14 protein-coding genes and 1 pseudogene are annotated in these 18,657 nt (G+C 68.0%); 7 read left to right on the top strand and 8 right to left on the bottom strand.

The window, feature by feature from the left end; all coding sequences use genetic code 11:
• Window positions 1-81 precede the first annotated feature (81 nt).
• From BLW32_RS25495 to BLW32_RS25485, 3 genes are all read left to right on the top strand, one after another.
• A complete protein-coding gene (locus BLW32_RS25495; protein WP_156486420.1) occupies window positions 82-972 on the top strand; it encodes a hypothetical protein in 891 nt (296 codons plus the stop codon).
• 130 nt (window positions 973-1,102) lie between these two features.
• Window positions 1,103-2,242: a helix-turn-helix domain-containing protein gene (locus BLW32_RS25490; protein ID WP_139184147.1), complete on the top strand. Its 1,140-nt coding sequence runs from the start codon at window positions 1,103-1,105 to the stop codon at window positions 2,240-2,242.
• A gap of 67 nt (window positions 2,243-2,309) precedes the next feature.
• Window positions 2,310-2,705: a hypothetical protein gene (locus BLW32_RS25485; protein WP_068564987.1), complete on the top strand. Its 396-nt coding sequence runs from the start codon at window positions 2,310-2,312 to the stop codon at window positions 2,703-2,705.
• 158 nt (window positions 2,706-2,863) lie between these two features.
• Here BLW32_RS25485 and phoA read toward each other — a convergent pair.
• The 3 genes and pseudogenes from phoA to BLW32_RS25470 all read right to left on the bottom strand — a co-directional run.
• Window positions 2,864-4,231 (bottom strand): annotated as a pseudogene (gene phoA, locus BLW32_RS25480) (alkaline phosphatase); the annotation flags it as partial.
• Between the two features lie 21 nt (window positions 4,232-4,252).
• Window positions 4,253-5,578 (bottom strand): ISL3-like element ISPfr2 family transposase, encoded by a 1,326-nt coding sequence (locus BLW32_RS25475; protein ID WP_068568956.1) that lies wholly within the window; start codon window positions 5,576-5,578, stop codon window positions 4,253-4,255.
• A gap of 628 nt (window positions 5,579-6,206) precedes the next feature.
• A complete protein-coding gene (locus tag BLW32_RS25470) occupies window positions 6,207-6,518 on the bottom strand; it encodes a putative quinol monooxygenase (RefSeq protein WP_003941073.1) in 312 nt (103 codons plus the stop codon).
• A gap of 108 nt (window positions 6,519-6,626) precedes the next feature.
• On the opposite strand from BLW32_RS25470, the gene BLW32_RS25465 reads away from it, so the two are divergent.
• On the top strand, window positions 6,627-7,568 hold the full coding sequence (locus BLW32_RS25465; protein ID WP_068568955.1) for a GlxA family transcriptional regulator: 942 nt from the start codon (window positions 6,627-6,629) through the stop codon (window positions 7,566-7,568).
• Window positions 7,569-8,241: 673 nt separating this feature from the next.
• Here BLW32_RS25465 and BLW32_RS25455 read toward each other — a convergent pair.
• The 5 genes from BLW32_RS25455 to BLW32_RS25435 form a co-directional block, all read right to left on the bottom strand.
• Window positions 8,242-9,741, bottom strand: coding sequence for a multicopper oxidase family protein (locus BLW32_RS25455; RefSeq protein WP_068741256.1), 1,500 nt, complete (start codon window positions 9,739-9,741; stop codon window positions 8,242-8,244).
• Between the two features lie 87 nt (window positions 9,742-9,828).
• On the bottom strand, window positions 9,829-11,250 hold the full coding sequence (gene merA, locus BLW32_RS25450; RefSeq protein ID WP_068741257.1) for a mercury(II) reductase: 1,422 nt from the start codon (window positions 11,248-11,250) through the stop codon (window positions 9,829-9,831).
• Window positions 11,251-11,402: 152 nt separating this feature from the next.
• Window positions 11,403-11,621, bottom strand: coding sequence for a heavy-metal-associated domain-containing protein (locus BLW32_RS25445; protein ID WP_068741258.1), 219 nt, complete (start codon window positions 11,619-11,621; stop codon window positions 11,403-11,405).
• A gap of 42 nt (window positions 11,622-11,663) precedes the next feature.
• Window positions 11,664-12,710: a sulfite exporter TauE/SafE family protein gene (locus tag BLW32_RS25440; protein ID WP_068741259.1), complete on the bottom strand. Its 1,047-nt coding sequence runs from the start codon at window positions 12,708-12,710 to the stop codon at window positions 11,664-11,666.
• 76 nt (window positions 12,711-12,786) lie between these two features.
• The gene (locus BLW32_RS25435; protein WP_082791346.1) at window positions 12,787-15,303 is read right to left on the bottom strand and encodes a heavy metal translocating P-type ATPase; all 2,517 of its coding nucleotides are present in this window, start codon (window positions 15,301-15,303) and stop codon (window positions 12,787-12,789) included.
• Between the two features lie 862 nt (window positions 15,304-16,165).
• Here BLW32_RS25435 and BLW32_RS25430 point away from each other — a divergent pair.
• The 3 genes from BLW32_RS25430 (at window position 16,166) to BLW32_RS25420 (ending at window position 18,435) form a co-directional block, all read left to right on the top strand.
• Window positions 16,166-16,564 carry a heavy metal-responsive transcriptional regulator gene (locus tag BLW32_RS25430; protein WP_068741643.1) on the top strand — a complete coding sequence of 133 codons (399 nt, stop codon included), beginning with the start codon at window positions 16,166-16,168 and terminating at the stop codon, window positions 16,562-16,564.
• A 537-nt stretch (window positions 16,565-17,101) separates the two neighbouring features.
• Complete coding sequence (locus BLW32_RS25425; RefSeq protein WP_231707033.1) at window positions 17,102-17,650, top strand: TlpA disulfide reductase family protein; 549 nt, start codon at window positions 17,102-17,104, stop codon at window positions 17,648-17,650.
• Window positions 17,650-18,435, top strand: coding sequence for a cytochrome c biogenesis CcdA family protein (locus BLW32_RS25420; protein WP_068741261.1), 786 nt, complete (start codon window positions 17,650-17,652; stop codon window positions 18,433-18,435). Before BLW32_RS25425 ends, BLW32_RS25420 begins: the two co-directional genes overlap by 1 nt.
• The last annotated feature ends 222 nt before the right edge of the window (window positions 18,436-18,657 follow it).

Here is an 18,657-nt window from a genome sequence, read left to right as displayed (position 1 = left end):
GGACGCATCGGCTCGGTGATCGGTTCCCTGCCTTCTCCTCAAATCGGTCGGAGCCGTCGAGTTCGATGGTTGCGCTGCGGCGTGTCCGAACGTCAGGATCGTTACCCCCTCTGCAAGATGGACAGCAAGTTTGGTAACGATTTCTGGGGAGGCGTCATGGTGCGGATCGAAGGGCTGCGTCCGAGGGCGCCGCGAACGCAGGCATTGCGAATGCTGCGGCCGCATATGGTGCCGATCGCTGCGATCGCGCTCGCTGCGGATGAGGCGTGTGCGCAGTTGTGTGAGGCGTTGTACCTGGATCCGGCGTCGCGACGTCGGTACGACTCGAAGTCGCGGGGGCTGCTGACGGCGATGGTGTGGTCGGAGGGGCTGCGCGAGTGGACCAACGCGGTGAACCCGCCGCACGTGCGGCTGCACGAGCCGCACAACTGGACCGAGCTGATCGTGCACGGCAACCTGCACGTGAAGGTCGAGCGGGACACCCCGTGGCGGCAGGTCTCGCAGAGTGAGCGCCAGCGGCTGCGCAAGCAGCAGTGCCAGGACTACACGCTGCCGTTCGACGTGGTGAGCACCGCCGAGTTCGCGGTGACCAACGTCGACCTGTCCGGAACGCTCAACGACGCGAACCGGATCATCGGAGTGCAGGCCCGCACCCGCCTCGGCGAGCGGTACCTGTGGGCCCCGCACGAGGTGGACATCGAGTCGGCGCGCCGCATGCTGGTGGCCTGGCGGCGCCGCAGGGTGCCGTGGCTGATGACTTCCGAGCGGGCGTTGGTGCTGGCCGCAACGGACGAAGCCCGTGAGGAAGCGGCCCGCCTGCGTGCCGAGAATGAGGACCTTCAAGACCGCCTCGCCCGCGCTGAGGCCGACATCGCCGTCCTCGCCCGCAGTGCCGGCCTGGCCGCGGAGCGCAGCCGCTTCGAGGTCCCCACCAACCCGAACGCCGCCGAGGATGCCGAAGCGGACGAGTAGAACCCCAACGGCCGTTCCTCCTCCGTGGTGCGGGTGTGACGGTAGGGATTACCGGTGATCGGGGAATGATTGCGTGGTGTTCGGCACGTCAGCGTGATCCGTGAGGGTGGGAGGGTCTAAGATTTTGGCCATGGGAACGGTGACGGATCTTGATTCGCGGGCGTCGCGTTCGCCGCTGTCGACCGACCGCTGCGCGGTGGCCGCCACATTGAGCGCCACCCGTGAGCGCCGCGGACTGACGGCCAAGCAGGTTGCTGATGCCTTGGGGCGTTCCCCGAGTTACGTCTCGCGCGCTGAGAGCGGCGACGGATCGGTCAGTGGTGCGGATCTGACGTTGTGGGCGCAGGTGCTCGATGTGACCGAGGAGCTGCTGTGCACGGTGTTGCCGCAGGAGCCGCCCGAGGGTGTGCACTTCCGTAGCCAAACTGTCACTAAGCGGTTGCAGGACAGGTTGATTCAGCATGCGAACTTCGCCGGTTGGATGCTCAACCGGTTGCATGAGGACACGTTGGCGACCGCGGTGCATCCGCGGTCGGTGCCGCAGCTGGATGTGGACCTGCTCGATGAGGGGTCGGAGGAGGCCGCGCAGCTGGTGCGGCAGGCGTGGCGCATCCATGGCCCGGTCTCCGACATCGCCGGCCTGCTCGAGAGCGCCGGGATCATGATCTTGCCGATGCCCGCCGATGTGGACAAGGTCGACGCGATCAGCGTCCGCACCACCGGCCCGGTGACCGCTGTGATCCTGCTCAACCCCCACGCGCCGGAGGATCGGCAGCGGCACACCCTCGCCCACGAGCTGGGGCACCTGGTGATGGATGAACTGTCGGGTGTGTCGTTGGGGCTCAAGGAGATCGAGAACCGGGCGGATCGGTTCGCCGCGGAGTTCCTCGCCCCATACGGGTCGTTGCGCGACGAGCTGCGGGGGATCACCCCGGCCCGGATCGACACCCTCGACGATCTGCGGCGCCGGTGGGGGGTAAGCCTGTCGGCGCTGGTGCGCCGCGCGCACGTGCACGCCGACATCACCGAATCGCAGTACCGGTACTGGTTCCGCACCCTCAACGCCCGGAACCTGCTGCGGGACAAGCGGCGATCGACGTACCCGGTCCGGCCGCAGGCGGCCGCGGAGTTCTTCGCCTCACTGCGGAACAGTCGCTACGCCGTCGCCGATATCGCTGCGATCACCGCGACCAGGCCCCGGGAGTTGCAGGACGTGTTCGGCGACTCGTGGCCGTTCCCGCGGCTGCGGCCGCAGCTGAGCAGCGTCTAACCCCGTCCAGGTCGCTGTGCGGGCTATCCGCCGGACGTGGCGTCCGGCGCCGCTTCCACCGGACGCGGTGCATTCGGCCGCAGCCACGCTGCGTGAGCACCAAACCGAGCAGGACGTCGCCGCCGGCGGCGAGGTGCGCCGCCGCGTCGTCTGCGACGACGGCAGGGTCGCGCTCGGCCGCGTCAAGCTCAACCGTCGCCGAAAGGCCCGCCGCACCTACGCGTTCCTGATCTGGCGTGAACACGGCGAGCGTCGTGAGCTGATGCTCGGCGAAGCGACCGCTCGCACCTTCCCGGCCAACCTACGCGCCGCCTGGGATCTGGTGCACGCGCACCGGCTCACCACCGCCGAAGGACGACGCACCTGGCCGCAGACCCGCCACCAGCTCCATGCCCAGGCCGTCCATGACCGCAACGGGAGCGAAGGGCCGGACTGCGCAACGCCCCGCGAAACGCACTCGTGATAGCCACCTACGCCGAGTTGCGGGTGGCGCCGCTGAACACGATGCTCCGTCGGCCCGGGACATCGAGCCGGGCTGTCCGGCCGGCGATCATGCCGACCGGGATCTCGTCCAGTCGGTCCGCGAAGGGTGATCGCGAACGCGTGGCCGTGGCTTGCCTCCTACTTCTTGGCCCGGTCCAGGCCGAGTACGTCGGTGATGTAGAAGAACGGGTCGGTCTGGTCGGTGACGCCGACGACGTTGGCGGCGCCGGGGCCGTACGCGGCGATGCGGACCTGGCCGCCGGTGTGCTGCTCCTCGCCCGGGTCGAGCGACGTGCCGTAGTTGACCGTGAGCAGGCCGCCGTCCTTGGTGTTGAGCGTGCGGGTCAGGCCCGGGGTGACGGAGCCGGTCTCGACGATCTGGCTGGTGTGCGCGTGATCGCCGGTGACGATGACCAGGGTGTCCTTGTCCTTCTTCGCGAAGTCGAGCGCCGCGGTGACGGCCTCGGACAGCTGGACGGTCTCGCCGATCTGGCCGCACGGGTCGGCGTCGTGGTTGGCCTTGTCGACGGAGCCGGACTCGACCTGCAGGAAGAAGCCCTTGTCGCCCCCCAGCAGGTCGATCGCCTTCTTGGTCATGGTCTCGAGCTTCGGGGTCGCGGCGAACTCGGGGTTCGGCGAGCAGGTGACGGCCGGCTCCTTGCCGCCCTCCTTGGTCGCGGTGGCCTTGCCCCACAGGCGGGGCAGGTTGCCGTCGGCGAAGACGCCGAGCAGCGGCTTGTCCTGGCCCGCGTCCTTGACGGCGTCGAGCTCCTCACCCGAGCGGACCATCTGGTAGCCGCGCTCCTTGGCCTGCACCTCGAGCGTCTTGCCCGCGTACTGGCCGGCGCCGGCGACCTCCTGGAAGGTCTTGAAGCCGCCGCCCAGGGTGACGTCGGCGCGGGCCGCCAGCAGCTGCTCGGTGATCGACCCGAGGCCGCCGTTCTCCAGGGCGTCCGACGCGCACTTCTCCTTGGTGGCGACGGGGCCGTAGCACTTGCGCTGCGCGACGTGCGCGACCTGCACGGCCGGGGTCGCGTCCTGCAGCTCGGTGGTGGTGACGTTGCCCGTCTTGCGGCCGTTGGCCTTGGCGATCTCGAGGATCGAGCGCTGCGCCTTGCCGTTGACGTCCACGCCGACGGCGCCGTTGTAGGTCTTGGTGCCGGTGGCCCACGCGGAGCCGGAGGCGGCGGAATCGGTCGTGTAGTCGGGCTTCTTGGTGTTCTTGTCCAGCGCGTACGTGGTGTAGTCACCCGACAGCGGCAGCTGGTCGATGCCGGGGATCTGGCCGCCGGCGCCCCACTGGTAGTCACGGGCCAGCGTGAGCTCCTGGTTGGCGGTGCCGTCACCGATGATCAGGATGACGTTCTTCGCCTTCGACCGCTGGATCGAATCGGCGATCGCCTGCGTCTGGTCGCCGGCGAGGCGCTTCGCACCCCCGTGGGCGGTGATGTCGCCCGCCGCGGACCGGGTGATGTCCACCTTCGACGCGGTGTCGCCCGAGACCCCCGGGCCCCCGTCGTTACTGGCTCATCCCAATCGGGGGTGTAGGAGTTGGGGTCTGAAGCCGCCGGTCTCGAGCAGGCTTCGGGCGATGTAGTTGGTCAGGTTGCGGAACCCGAGTGCGGAGCCGCGCAGGTGTTCGAGCCGTCCGTTGAGCGCCTCGGTCGGCCCGTTGCTGGTGCCGGGTCGTTCGAAGTAGGCGAGCACGTCAGCGGCTCGCTTCTTCAGGGTCCGGCTCAGGGTGGTGAGCTCGGTGAGCACCTTGGGGACGCCGGCGCTGAGGTCGGTGATCAGCTTCTCCATGAGCTCGCGGCCACGTTGCCGGTCCTCGTGGCGATAGGCGGCGATCATGCGCTGGTAGACACCCCAGGTCGCCTCGACCTCGACGTGAGCGTCATCAACGAACAGCGCGCGTAGCCTGTCGCTCTGCTTGTCGGTGAGCAGGTCCGCGCCGGTGTGCAGCGTGCGCCGCGACTTGTAGAGCGGGTCGTCCCTGAACCCACGGTGCCCGTGGATCGCGAGTTGGACCCGGCGCCGGCACCTGTCGAGGGCGTCACCGGCCAGGCGCACGACGTGGAAGGGATCCATCACCGTGACCGCGTCCGGGATCTCCTCCGCAGCGGCGGTCTTGAACCCGGTGAAGCCGTCCATCGCGACCACCTCGACCGCGTCACGGAAGGCGTCGTCGCGGTCGGCGAGCCAGGTCTTGAACGCCGCCTTCGACCGGCCCTCGACCATGTCCAGCAGCCTTGCTGGGCCGGCGCCATCGCGGACCGGGGTGAGGTCGATGATCACGGTGACATACTTGTCGCCACGCCTGGTGTGGCGCCAGACGTGCTCATCGACGCCAATGACCTTCACGCCCTCGAACCGCGTGGGGTCGTTGATCAGCAGCCGCTTGCCTTCAGCCAGGACCGCGTTGTTGGCGGTGTCCCACGCGACCCCGAGTCCCTCGGCGACACGGGCGACGGTGAGGTGTGCGACCACGATCCCTTCCAGCGCCCACCGCAGCCCGGTGCGCGAGAGCTTCGCGCGTGGCTCCGCAGCGGCGCTGGTGTCTTGGCGCCACACGTGTCCGCAGTCGGCACAGCGGTAGCGGCGCACTACAACTTCCAGCACGGTCGGTCGCCAGCCCAGCGGCTCGTGGGCCAACCGCCGGATCACGGTGTCACGAGCAGCGCCTTCGCTGCCGCACCGTCGGCACCACTGATCTGGTTCCACCACGCGGCACGCTAGGACCGCACGATCCGGTTCAAGTCGTTGTCCGGTCACGCTCAGACCGAGGCCGTCGAGTCGAGCGAAGGCGGTGAGGTCAGGGCGGCCGAAGCCGGCCGGCGGGGTTGTGTCGGTCACGTCGAGGTCTTTCGGATGGATGGCGTAGGAACCTCCGTCGTCGGGAGACCTCGACGTCTATCTGCGGACCGACGCGCCCGGCCGACCTACACCGGCATCTGAGAAGACCCCTGAAACGTCTTCGACGAAGACGGGACCGGCGAGGAGGAGGGCGCGGTGAGCTAAAAGAATGGAGCTTGCTCGGCTTCGACGCCGCCGCAAGCTCCGGTGAAACGGTCGGTACTAGTCGGTCGTCGTCGGTCACCACCGGATGGCGGCGTCCCCCACGCTCGGCGTTCGCGCAGGTCAGCGGCTCGTTCGCCCAGTGGGCGCATCAGGCGATAGACGCAAAGCCGACGTGATTAGGTCGTCGGTTCGATTCCGACAGGCGGCTCCGGCGAACAGCCCCTGACCTGCGGAAACGTAGGGCAGGGGCGGTTCGGTTCTGATGGTCGCGCGATGCGCTGGCCTCACGGCTCTGCCCGACACCCGACGTCGCTCTCCTCTGCGACGGACCCCTCGCCGGATGAACGCTCGGACATCCTGTCCGTGTGCCGATAGGCCTCGCACCGCTCGGCAACGCAGCGTGGCGCTGCGTCGCGACCTGGCGACGGCTCGGCGGGGCGCGATCGTCTCGTGCGTTGGCGGACTACGGAAGCTTGGACGCGAGGACGTCGGCCGCCAGGATCTCGGGTGCTGCGCCGAGGAGGTGCTGGTTGGCCATCAGGGCTGCGACGATGGCGCCGTTGGCGTGGGCGTCGCGAGCGGCCTCGTCGGGGAATGCATCGAAGATCCAGAAGGTGTCGGCGTGGGTCCTGACCGCGAACCAGACAATCGTTCCTACTTCTTCGTTGGCGAGCGCGACAGCGCCGGCGAGCAGATCGGCGAGCGCGTCGTGCTGTCCATCGGCCGCGACGATCTTGGCGACGAAGGCATACGGAAGTGATGCGGGTGTGGACATGAGGGGTTCTCCTAGGTGTCGAGGTTTCTTGGTGAAGCGAGTTCAGCGTATGACGAGCAAGGGCATGTGAGAAGTGGCGTATACGGCAGTATTGCTATTGTTGGCGCCATGCGTATCGGACTGATCGCGATCGACGGCTGCTTCGGTTCGGCTGTCGCGTCGATCATCGACATCGTGCGGGTGGCCGACGGAGCCCGCAGCGATGTCGACCCGCGGATCGACGCGATCGAACTCGCCATCCTCGGACCGAAACGGCGAGTGACCACGACGGCATCGATGACCCTGTCGGTGGACCACCCGCTGTCGGAGTCCGGAGAGTTCGACGTGGTCGTCGTCCCTGCGCTTGGAACCCTCACGGCCGCCGCGACCCACGACGCCCTCCAGAGCCGAGATGCTCGTTCGGTCATCGCCTCGCTCGGGCGCCTCGACGAGGCGACCACCCGGATCGCCGCGGCGTGCACCGGCGTGTTCGCTGTCGCCGAGACTGGACGGATGCATCATCGGCGGGCGACGACCAGTTGGTTCCTGGGGCCGGAGTTCCTGAAGCGCTATCCGACCGTCGCCCTCGATCTCGACACCATGGTCGTGGTCGACGGGAACCTCGTCACCGCCGGCGCCGCGTTCGCCCACATCGACCTCGCGCTCTCACTCGTGCGATCGATCAGCCCCGACCTGGCCCAACATGTCGCCAAGCTCCTCATCATAGACGAGCGTCCGTCGCAGGCGGCCTTCGTCGCCTACGAACATCTCCGGCACGAGGACCCGATCGTCGTCGAGTTCGAACGCTTCGTGCGCGCCCGCCTGGACGAACCGTTCAACGTCGCCTTCGTCGCGCAGTCGCTCGGCACCAGCCGGCGCACCCTCGAACGACGAGTCCGTGCGGCGCTCAACCTCACTCCGCTCGGCTTCGTCCAACGGCTTCGCATCGAACGAGCTCGGCACCTCTCAGCAACCACGGACCTCACCTCCGCCGAGATCGCGCTACGGGTCGGCTACGCGAACGCCGAGACTCTGCGCTCCCTCCTGCGCAGGGAGCGACGCCGTTCCTGACCTATCGCCATGCCTGTAGCCAGTGTCCTAGCGCTCGGTTGGAACCACCTCTCAGCACGTCGCGTCGACGCTCCTGCGTCGCCCCTGGACGACCCACTCGACACGCCCGCAGCACAGGCCGTGTGACGTGCCCCAGCTTCCCGGACGGTCGGGGTTGGGTGGCTGTGATGTCGCTGCGTTCTCGTCGAGGGGGTCAGCAGACCCGATCAGGGTCGATTGGGATGAGCCGCGAAGGCGGTGAGGTCAGGGCGGCCGAAGCCGGCCGGCGGGGTTGTGTCGGTCACGTCGAGGTCTTTCGGATGGATGGCGTAGGAACCTCCATCGTCGGGAGACCTCGACGTCTATCTGCGGACCGACGCGCCCGACCGACCTACACCCTCATCTGGGAAGAGCCTCGTTACTGCCGCACGCCGCCACGACACCGAGCACCGCCACCACGCTGACGGCCGCCGCGACGCGCGTCTTTCCACCATCGATCTTCGTCATTGCAGCATGGGATCACACGTCCTTGAACGATCCTTACTGTCGAGGTGAACACTCTGTGCCGATGTCGAGTTGAACTGGCGAGATGCCAGATCGGATTGACCGCAGTCGCCATGAGCCGAAATGGTGCAGGTCCGGTAACGCCAAGGCGTGCACTTGTCCTGCGGTCCATCACGGGGCCGCAGGTGTGTCACTGTGTACCGGAGTACCGGAGGGTGGTCATCATGCCCATCTCCATGTGATAGATGTTATGGCAATGCAGGGCCCAGCTGCCGGGGTTGTCCGCGTCGAGGTCGACCTCGACCGAGCCCATCGGTTTGAGGAGCAGGGTGTCCTTGCGCAGGCCTCTGCTGCCGGGCAGGGCCCAGGTGTGGCCGTGGATATGCATGGGGTGCAGCATCATCGTTTCGTTGGTGATCTGCATCCGCAGGCGCTGGCCTTTCCGGACTATCAACGGTTTGTCTTCGCCGTGCTTCTTGCCGTTGATGCCCCACGCGTACGGGTCCATCTGGCCGTTGAGCGTGACCTTGAGCGTCGAGTCCGGTTCGCGGTCGGGTAGGCGCGCGGAGTCGGCGGCGGTCAATTCGGACGCCCCGAGCAGGACGGGGCCGTCCAGTTCAGCGGGGCGAACGTCGGCAGCGGGTGCGTCGCCGGATCCGGTGCGCAGGACCGCCAGTGCCTGACCCTTCTTGCCTTCCGCGGCGGCGACGAGAGGGAACGCGCCGGCGCCCGCGGTGACGGTCACGTCGTACCGTTCGCCCATGGCGACGAACAGTGCCCGAGCTTGCTTGTCATTGACCCGGTGTCCATCGGTGTGGGTGACGGTCATGGTGTGGCCGCCGAGGGCGACCCGGAAGACAGTGTCGGAGCCGGCGTTGATGATCCGTAAGCGGATCCGCTGTCCTGGTTTGGCGCGGAACTCGGTCGGCGCCGCGGGGATCCGGCCGTTGATGAGGTAGTGCGGGTAGATCACGTCGCCGGCATCGCCGAGCGGTGAGCTGCTCATGCCGGGCATCGAGGAGTGATCCATGCCACCCATATCCATTCCGGGTTTGAGTGACCCGGTCTTGGCCTGGAAGTCGGCCAGGATCTGGTCGGGGTTCTTGCCGACGCCGTCGGTCCAGTCGTCGAGGACGACGATCCACTCGTCGTCGTAGGCGCCGCGTTCGGTGGGATCATCGATGATGATCGGGGCGTAGAGGGCGCGGTCGAGTTGGGCGCCGACATGCGGATGGAAGTAGTGGGTGCCCGGGTCCGGTGCGGTGAACTCGTAGACGAACCTTCTTCCGGGACGGATCGCGTCCTGGGTGACGCCGGGAACACCGTCGGCTTCGTTGCGGAGCCGGATCCCGTGCCAGTGGATGGTGGTGTCGGCGGGAAGCTTGTTGTCGAGGGTGACGCGCAGGAAATCGCCGGCCTTGGCGCGGATGACTTTGCCCGGTAGGGCGTCGTCGTACGCCCAAGTCCGGGCGGTAATGCCGCCGAGGTCGACGGTGCTCTCCCGCGCGGTGAGCGTCGTTTCGACGACCTTCTGCCCGGCCTGGGGTGTCGCCTGCAGCGGCGGGCCCTGTATCGATCGCGAGCCGCCGCCCGGCTTGCTGGTGCTCGTGCCGCCGCACGCGGCGAGTACCCCCGACCCAACCAGGCCCAGGCCAGCCGCAATCACCGCGCGCCGTGATGCGTACACCATATAATCGCACCTCTCGTAGATAACCCGATGATACCCCATGGGGGTATCATCAGGTGGGGGTTCCATTCGGGGATGTTCGCTCGGACGTTAGGCGCAGCAGGACAGCTTCGAGACGTCGGTGACAAAGGACTTGGCGGCGATCTGGATGCCTTCGGCCATGGTCAGGTAGGGCGTCCAGGCGTTGGCGATCTCGGTGACGGTTTTGCCCAAGATGTGAACGCCGGTGGCGACCAGTTCTCCTGCGTTCTCGGCGACGGTGGTCAGGCCGAGGACCTCGCCCGTGGCGGCGTTGGTGACGATCTTTATGAACCCTCGGGTGTCCCGGTTCACCACCGCGCGGGGCACGTGGTCGAGCGGCAGGACGCGACAGGCGCAGCGGATCCCCGCTGTACGTGCCTGCTCTTCTGTGATGCCGACTGTGCCGATCGCCGGGTTGGTGAAAGTCACTCGCGGCAGTCGAGTGTAGTCGACGGACTTGGCGGCGCCTGCGAGTGAGTTGTCGGCGACCAGGGTGCCGTGGCGGGCGGCGACGTAGACGAACTGCGGATGGCCGGTGACATCGCCTGCGGCCCAGACCCGGGGGTTGGACGATTGCAGGTGGTCGCTGACGAGGATCTGTCCGGAGTCGCCGGTGTGGACTCCGACCGTGGCGAGGTTCATTGCATCGGTGGCGGGGCGGCGGCCGAGGGCAACGAGAATCTGGTCGGCGCGATCTTCCTGCAAGCGTCCGGACACATCGCTGGTGACGGTCACCGTGCCGTCTGCGGTGCGGGTGACATGGAGGGGTACCGCTCCTCGTTTGACTTGGATCCCTTCATCGGCGAAGACCTCGGCCAGCGTCCTGGAGACCTCTGGTTCTTCTTTCGACGCTAGTTGCGACCGGGCCAGCAGCGTGACCTGCGATCCTAGGCGGGCGAACAGCTGTGCCTGTTCCAAGGCGACGTAGCCGCCGCCGAGCACTAGCAGTGACTGGGGAAGCTGTGTCAGGTCCATTGCCGCGGTCGAGGTCAGATACCCCGCCTCGTCCAGCCCGGGTATCGGTGGTGCCCAGGGGCGGGCGCCGGTGGCGATCAGGTAGTGCTCGGCCGTGACGGTTTCGACGTTGCCGTCGACGTCGGTGATGTCGAGGACCGGCGCATCCGGTGTGCCGGCGAATGACGCGAAGCCCCGCCGGGTCTGCCACCCGTAAGAGTCGGCGATCTCGGCGTATTTCGCGGTCCGCAAGATGTCGACCAGCGACTGCTTTCCGGCGACTGCCGTGGGCATGTCCACCGGCCCTGCGGCCGTTGTGATGCCTGGGAACCGGCCGGGAGCGTCGGCAGCGGCGTGCCGTGCTGCGGCGGCCGCGATCAGGGCTTTGGACGGTACGCAGCCGGTGTTCACGCAGGTCCCCCCAAGCGTGCCGCGCTCGATCATCACCAGCGACTTCCCGAGTGTGCTCGCGCGGATTGCGGCAGCGAACGCGCCGCCGCCGGACCCGATGATCGCGAGGTCATAGTTGGTGGGCATGGTTGCTCCTGTCGCCGCGCGGGGCTTCTCGTCTGGTCTTATCCATACCCCCGTCTACGGCTTGCGTGTCGCAGTCGGCAGGTGCAGACCGGGCGGCGCGTCGGCGTTGGTCGTCGAGCTTGTCGTCGATCAGCGGTGGATGGCTTGCGCGACTAGGGCGCCAGCGTGGCCGGGTATCCGAGTTCGGTGATGGTGGTGATCACGTCGTCGGCGGTGGTGCGTGTGGGGTCGAGGTCGACGGTTGTCTCGCCCTTTTTGCGGGAGGTGGTGGAGGTCAGCACGCCGGGGAGGTCTTCGAGGGTGTCGTCGATCAGCAGTGAGCAGCTGCCGCAGTGCATTCCGGTGACGCTGATGGTGATGGTCGTGGGCATCGGGTCGATACCTTTCGTTGGACAGTGGGGTGAGACGGGAAGTTAGACGATGGTGAGAGTGCCGGTGTACATGCCCATGCCACACACGTACGGGAGGGTGCCGGGGGTGAGGGCGCCGAGGTCGAGGCGAGTGTCACCGGTCGCGGGGAGAGTCTTCTCTTCGCCGCGGCTGGGGATGGTGAACGTGCGGGTGCAACCGGCGTCTCTGCTAGCGCGGAGGATCAAAATGGTGGGGATTCCGGCTTTGATCTGCACGTTCTTCGGGCTGTAGCCGGCGGAACTGGCGGTGATGACTACCTGCTGTTTGCCGTCGGTGATGGTCGCGGCGGTGGTGTCGGCGGCCGCGGCGCTCAGGCCGATGTTGCTGCCGATGCGGCTGGCGGCCCACGGGGATCCGGCGAGCTCGAGGCCCCCGTTGAGGGTGAACAGGCCGAGGGCGACGACGACGATCCCGGTCGCGACAGCGAGGCGGTTGTTCCAGACGCTGGCGGCTTTGCGCGCTGCGTAGCCCAGCACGGCGAACAGTGGGCTGGTGCCGACGACGAAGACGGCCATGATCGCCGCGCCTTGGACCGCTGCCCCGGAGGCGAGGGCGAGCGCTTCGACGGAGAGTGTGACCCCGCACGGGATGAGTACGGTGGCGACGCCGAGCAGTGCGGGTGCGAACGCTTGGCGCGAGCGGGCCCGGCCGCGCACGAAGCTGGCCCACGAGGCCGGGGGCTCGATGACGATGCCGCGGAATCCGGGGACGCCGAGCTGGGCGAGGCCGAGCACGATGATCAGCACGCCGGCGCCGATCTGCAGCCACGTCCGCGCCCCGACGGACAGCTGCACGACTGAGCCTAAGGCGCCGAGGAGGGCGCCGAGCACGGTGTAGGCGAGGAGTTTCCCGGCGAGGAAGCCACCGACGGGGGTCAGGTCCTCACCGAGAGTGGCGAGCACAGACTGCCGCGGGCTGCGGCCGCTGCTCGGAGTGGTGGCGTGGGCGCGTTGCCGGGTGATCAGGCCGGTCAGAAGGCCGCCTTGCACCGCGGCGCACGAGACGCCGCCGGCGAACAGGCCGGTGATCAGGACAGCGGTGAGGTTCACGGTGTTGCCTCTCGAGAAGAGTCGGGTGTTATCGGTATGGACGTCGGTGCAGGGGACGGCGCGGATGCTGGCTCGGTCATGGGTTGCGGCGTCCGGCGATCAGGAATCCGACGATCGCACCGCCGAGGCCGATGATCCCGCCCAGGCTCAGCAGCAGCAGGGCCGGCGCGAGGTCGCCGAAGTCGATGTCGCGGACCGTGAGAGCGCCGACGGCCAGGGCGATGATGACTGCGAGGACGACCGCGACGAAACCCAGCAGCGTGCGCCGCCCGGTGGGGCGGGACCTTCGCTGCGGCCCGCCGGTTTCCACGGCGGTGATGGAGCTGCGGAAAGTGCGCAGCCGCAGGCTGTTGGAGACGACGAAGACGCTGGAGAACGCCATGGCGGTGCCGGCGACGAGCGGGTTGAGCAGCCCAAGGGCGGCGAGCGGTATCGCGGCGATGTTGTAGGCGAATGCCCAGAACAGGTTGCCTTTGATGGTGCGCAGGGTGCGGCGGGCCAGTCGGATGGCATCGACCGCCGCACGTAGGTCCCCTCGGACCAGGGTGAGGTCGCTGGCCTCGATCGCGGCGTCGGTGCCGGTGCCCATCGCCAGGCCCAGGTCGGCTTGGGCGAGGGCGGCGGCGTCGTTGACGCCGTCACCGACCATGGCGACGACGGCCCCGTCGCGCTGCAGCGCGGTCACCACGTCGACCTTGTCCTTGGGGAGGACGTCGGCGATGACGTCGGCGATACCCACGTCGGCGGCGACCGCGCGGGCGACCCGCTCGTTGTCGCCGGTCAACAGGATGGGCCGTAGGCCCAGCCGGCGGAGCCCGGCGATGGCCTCGGCGGAGGTCGGCTTGACGGTATCGGCGATCACCAGAACCGCGCGAGCGAGGCCGTCCCAAGCGACGACGACGCAGGTGCGGCCACCGGATTCCGCAGCTTCCTTGTGCGAGCGAAGGTGCTGCGGCAGATCGATGCCGAGATCGGCGAGTAGTCCGGTTCGGCCGACGACGACGGTATGCCCCTCGACCGTGCCGGTGACTCCGAGGCCTTCCCGGTTCGTGAAGTCCTGCACCGCGGGCAGCTCACCGAGGCGGTCACGGGCACCGGCGGCGATGGCGCGGGCGATCGGGTGTTCGGAGGCGTCCTCGAGCGCGCCGGCCAGACGCAGCGCCTGCTCCTCGGTGACGCCGGCGACGGTGTGAACGCCGACCAGACTCATCTTGCCCGTGGTAACAGTGCCGGTCTTATCGAGCACGACGGTGTCGATCCGGCGGGTCGATTCGAGGACTTCCGGTCCTTTGATCAGGATGCCCAGCTGGGCTCCGCGGCCGGTGCCCACCAGCAGCGCTGTCGGTGTCGCCAGCCCGAGCCCGCACGGGCAGGCGATGATCAACACGGCGACCGCGGCGCTGAACCCGGCGGCGGCGCCGTATCCGGCGCCCCACCAGAATCCGAGGGTCGCCAGCGCAAGCAGTATCACAATGGGCACGAACACCGCGGATACCCGGTCGGCGAGACGTTGGATCTCCGCTTTCCCGTTCTGCGCATCCTCGACAAGCCGGGCCATCTGCGCCAGCTGGGTGTCTGCGCCGACACGGGTGGCCCGCACTACCAGTCGGCCGCCGACGTTGACGGTGGCGCCGGCGACCAGGTCACCGGGTGCGACCTCGACCGGGACGGATTCTCCGGTCAGCATCGCGGCGTCGACAGCAGAACTGCCTTCGGTGATCTCGCCGTCGGTGGCGATCTTCTCGCCTGGGCGCACCACGAACAGGTCCCCGACCGCCAGCTGATCGGTCGGGATGCGCTCTTCGCGGCCATTGCGTAGGACCGCGACGTCCTTCGCGCCGAGCTCGAGCAGGCTGCGCAACGCCGCACCGGCGCGGCGTTTGGAGCGAGCTTCGAAGAACCTGCCGGTCAGGATCGCCGCGGTCACTCCGGCGGCGACTTCGAGGTAGATGTTGCCGGTGGCGCCGCCGCGGTCTACGACCAGACCGAAGCCGTGCCGCATCGCCTTGTCGCCGGCGGTGCCCAGGAACAGCGCGTACACCGACCAGGCGAAGGCTGCGCTCACACCGACCGAGATCAGTGTGTCCATCGTCGCCGTGCCGTGCCGTGCACCGCCCACGGCTGCGCGGTGAAACGGCCACGCACCCCACACCACGACCGGCGCGGCCAGGGTCAGTGAGAGCCACTGCCAGTAGTCGAATTGGAGTACTGGGATCATCGCGAACGCGATCACCGGAACCGCCAGCGCACCACAGATAACGGCCCGCTGGCGCAGCGACTGCGCGTGCTCATCACGGTCCGGGCCATCGCCCCCCTCGCTACTGTCCACTGGGTGGGTGGGGGGACCGACGAGGGCGGCCGTGTAACCGGCTGCTTCGATCACGTGGGTGATCTCGGCGCTCGGCATCGCAGCCGGGTGTTCGACGAGCGCCTTCTCCGTCGCGAAGTTGACCGTCGCATGCACGCCGTCGAGCTTGTTTAGTTTGCGTTCGATGGTCGCGGCACACGACCCACAGGTCATGCCCCCGATCACCAGCGTGAGCTGCTGCGAGCTGCCGGTGATCGGGTCACCGTCGTGCAGGTCTGTACTCATCGTTCGCTCTTGTCCTTCGCCGTCGATGTCGAGGTGTGCCCGCCGGGAGGAGCCTGCGGTTCCGACCCGTGGCCGGCATCAGGGATCGCCGGATGCGGGTTCGGCCGTGCCGCAGGGCCCACTGACAAGTCGCCGCCTACCGTCGGCGCCACCACCACGATCGGCGGCACCTGCACGGGGACGGCTCCGCTGCCCGTACCACCGCCGGGCACCACGCCTGCCGCTCCTGAGGCCACTGGGACCGCCGGGCCACCCGGAGCGGCGGAGGCAGATCCAGTCGGGGCCGCGACCGCACTCACCACCGTGCCCGCGCCGTCACCCGTGCCCGTGTCAGGCGTCGGTGCAGGCCCGGTCGCCGAAGGCGGTGCAGGCGGTGCGGGTGCACCCGACAGCCCTACGAACGGCTGTCCCACCGGCAGCGGCGCCGAGACCGGCAGCCCAGCAAGGGTCGGCGACGGCGTCCCGCCGCGTGATTGCCCGGCCGTCGCTCCACCGACCGTCGGCGACGGCGGGGCACCCGCGGCCAGGGGCACCGTCACGGCCGCGGGTGGAGCTGCGGCACGGTGGCCCGATGCCGCTCGTTCGTGTGATGACGCGCCGGTCACCGGACCCGAACCGGCCGGGCCTGGGCCGAAGATGCTGCCGAGCCACCACGCTGCCGCAGCGACCATCGCCGCGATGACGCTGAAGCCCACCAACCTGCTCGCTGTGCCCATACCGATCCAGCTGCCTTCCACATTTCTGACTCCACACTCAGACCGTGCTCTGGCGTGGCGCCGGACAAGGTGGCAGACCATCACCGCATCGCCCGGGCACCACCCATCGTGAACCTTCCAGTAAGGTGGAAGGTCAAGGAGGCGTGATGAAGATCGGCGAACTCGCCCGTCAGAGTGGCATCGCAACCAAGACACTGCGGTTCTACGAACACAGTGGGCTACTCCCGGAACCGGCCCGCACCACATCCGGGTACCGTGACTACGAACCGGAATCGATCGAACGACTCCACTTCATCCGCAGCGCCCAAGCGGCAGGCCTGACACTGCGCGAGGTCCGCGAAATCCTGAACCTCCACGACCAGGGACTCACCCCCTGTGACCAAGTGGTCAGATTGCTCACCGAACGACTCGCCCACGTCCACAACACCCTGCAGGAACTGCGGTCGCTGGAGGGAACACTGACCTCGCTGCTCGACCGCGCCCAACGCGGCGGCCCCGCGCAGGACGCCGGGGTGTGCTGGATCCTTGAACCGGAGATTTCCTGACGGATTCGGGGCGAACCACACCATGGCGCCAGACGGGGACTGTCTCTTGCCGGCGTGATCGACCTGACACCGACGACGATCGGGTGCGCCCGACGAGCATGCGCCCCGACGACGCGGCGCCGACCAGCACCGGTGGGAGGTCGACTCCGGGACGCGGTGAGCTGGAAACAACGCGTGCGCCGTGCCACGGCCGGGGTGCGAAGTCGCCGCCGCTTCCACCCGACGGAGCTACTATGGTGCGTAGTAGGAGCGGGTGGATGGGTTCGACTTCTCGGGAGGCCGAAAGATGGATGTGCGATGGCGAGCTGCGCCGATACCGACGGCGGCGGTGCGTGGGCCCGCTCGCGGGGGCAATCATCATGTCGGACGCCGCAAGGGTGATGTCGTACGGTCTCGGTCTCGGCCCGGTCGTGGTGCGCGCGGTAGCGAAGGCTTGGGCGCGCGGCCTCGACCCGAACGGCCGAGCCTCGCCCGGTGGGCTGCTCCACAGCGGTGCAGCGCGTGAGGTCCCGGAGACGGATGCTAGGTGTCATCCTCGTGGCCGCATTCCTGCTGGGTGGTTGTGTCCAGTACAGCGACCAGGCCCCCAAAGGAGGGGTCATCGCCCCCGCTGGCAAGCTCACGCAGTTCTACCCGCCAGCTGAACGCAGCGTGGTCAGTGATCTCAAGGGACGCAGCGTCACTGATCCGAACGTGAGCGTGTCCCTCGCGGACTTCCGGGGCAAGATAGTGGTGATCAACGTCTGGGGATCGTGGTGCGCGCCGTGCCGAATCGAGGCACCCGAACTGGAGAAGGTCTACCGCGCCACCAAAACCAAGGGAGTGGAGTTCCTCGGCATCAACGTCCGTGAAACCGCCGGGGACGCCGCCGCTCGCGACTTCATCTCCGCGAACAAGCTGAGTTACCCGTCGATCTACGACCCTCCGGGAAGGACGCTGCTCGCGATCGGCGAGCAGTACCCGACCACGGTCGTACCGATGACTTTCGTCCTCGACCGACAGCGCAGAGTGGCCGCGAGCTTCCTGACCACCGTGGGTGAGAAGGATCTCACCGGGGCCATCGACAAGGTTCTGGTGGAGCGCTGATGGGGCAGGCATTCGCAGACGCGGCCGTCTCGGGACCGCTACTGATTGCGCTCGCCGCGTGCGCGCTCGCCGGCTTGGTCTCATTCGCCTCGCCGTGCATCGTGCCGCTGGTCCCCGGGTACCTGTCGTACCTCGCGGGCCTGGTCGGCGCTGAGGCGCCGGCGGCCGCTGTCGAGGAGGCCACGGCCGGCGCTCGTGCAGGGCGCTGGCGGGTGATGGGGGCCGCGGCGCTGTTCGTGGCCGGCTTCACCGTCGTGTTCTTGTTGATGACGATGTCCGTCTTCGGGCTGGTCAGCTCGATTCGTCTCAACTCCGAGGTGCTGATGCGGATCGGTGGCGTGGTCACCATTGTCATGGGCCTGGCGTTCATCGGCCTGGTGCCGGCTCTCGAGCGCGAGGTACGGTTCGCGCCACGGCAGTGGACCACCCTCGCCGGGGCTCCGTTGCTGGGCGGAGTGTTCGCGCTGGGATGGGCGCCGTGCATCGGGCCGACGCTGGCCGGGATCCTCTCGATCGTGGTCGGCACCAACGCGGACCCAGTACGGGGCGCAGTGCTCATCATCGCCTACTGCGCCGGACTGGGCCTGCCGTTCGTGATCCTGGCCCTGGGCTCGACGGTGGCAGTTCGCGCCGTCGGATGGCTCAGCCGCAACTCACGTCGCATACAGGTATTCGGCGGAGCTCTCATGGTGCTCGTCGGAATCGCCCTCGTCACCGGCTACTGGGCGGTGTTCGTGGACCTGGTTCGCCGCCTGTTCATCACCAACACGGTCATGCCGATCTGATAGCTGCCTACCGTACGGTTGCTCGTGTGATCCGACCTCGCGCACAACCGCCTTTGCCGAGGAGGAAATGTCGCTTTCGCTGGATGTTCGGGCAGAGCGAAGGGGCGTGATCGCGGAAGCGAGAACTGCGCTGATCGCGACGTTTGGTGGGGAATACCGTCGACATCGGTACGGCCGCGCCACGCGTAAGTCAGAGCCTGCGGTGGCAGAAGTGTTTCGTGC

It is taken from the genome of Tsukamurella tyrosinosolvens (genome assembly GCF_900104775.1).
In the GTDB taxonomy this organism is placed as follows: Bacteria; Actinomycetota; Actinomycetes; order Mycobacteriales; family Mycobacteriaceae; genus Tsukamurella; species Tsukamurella tyrosinosolvens.
Note: the sequence above shows the minus strand (reverse complement) of the source record. Positions and strands in the feature narration are given on the sequence as shown.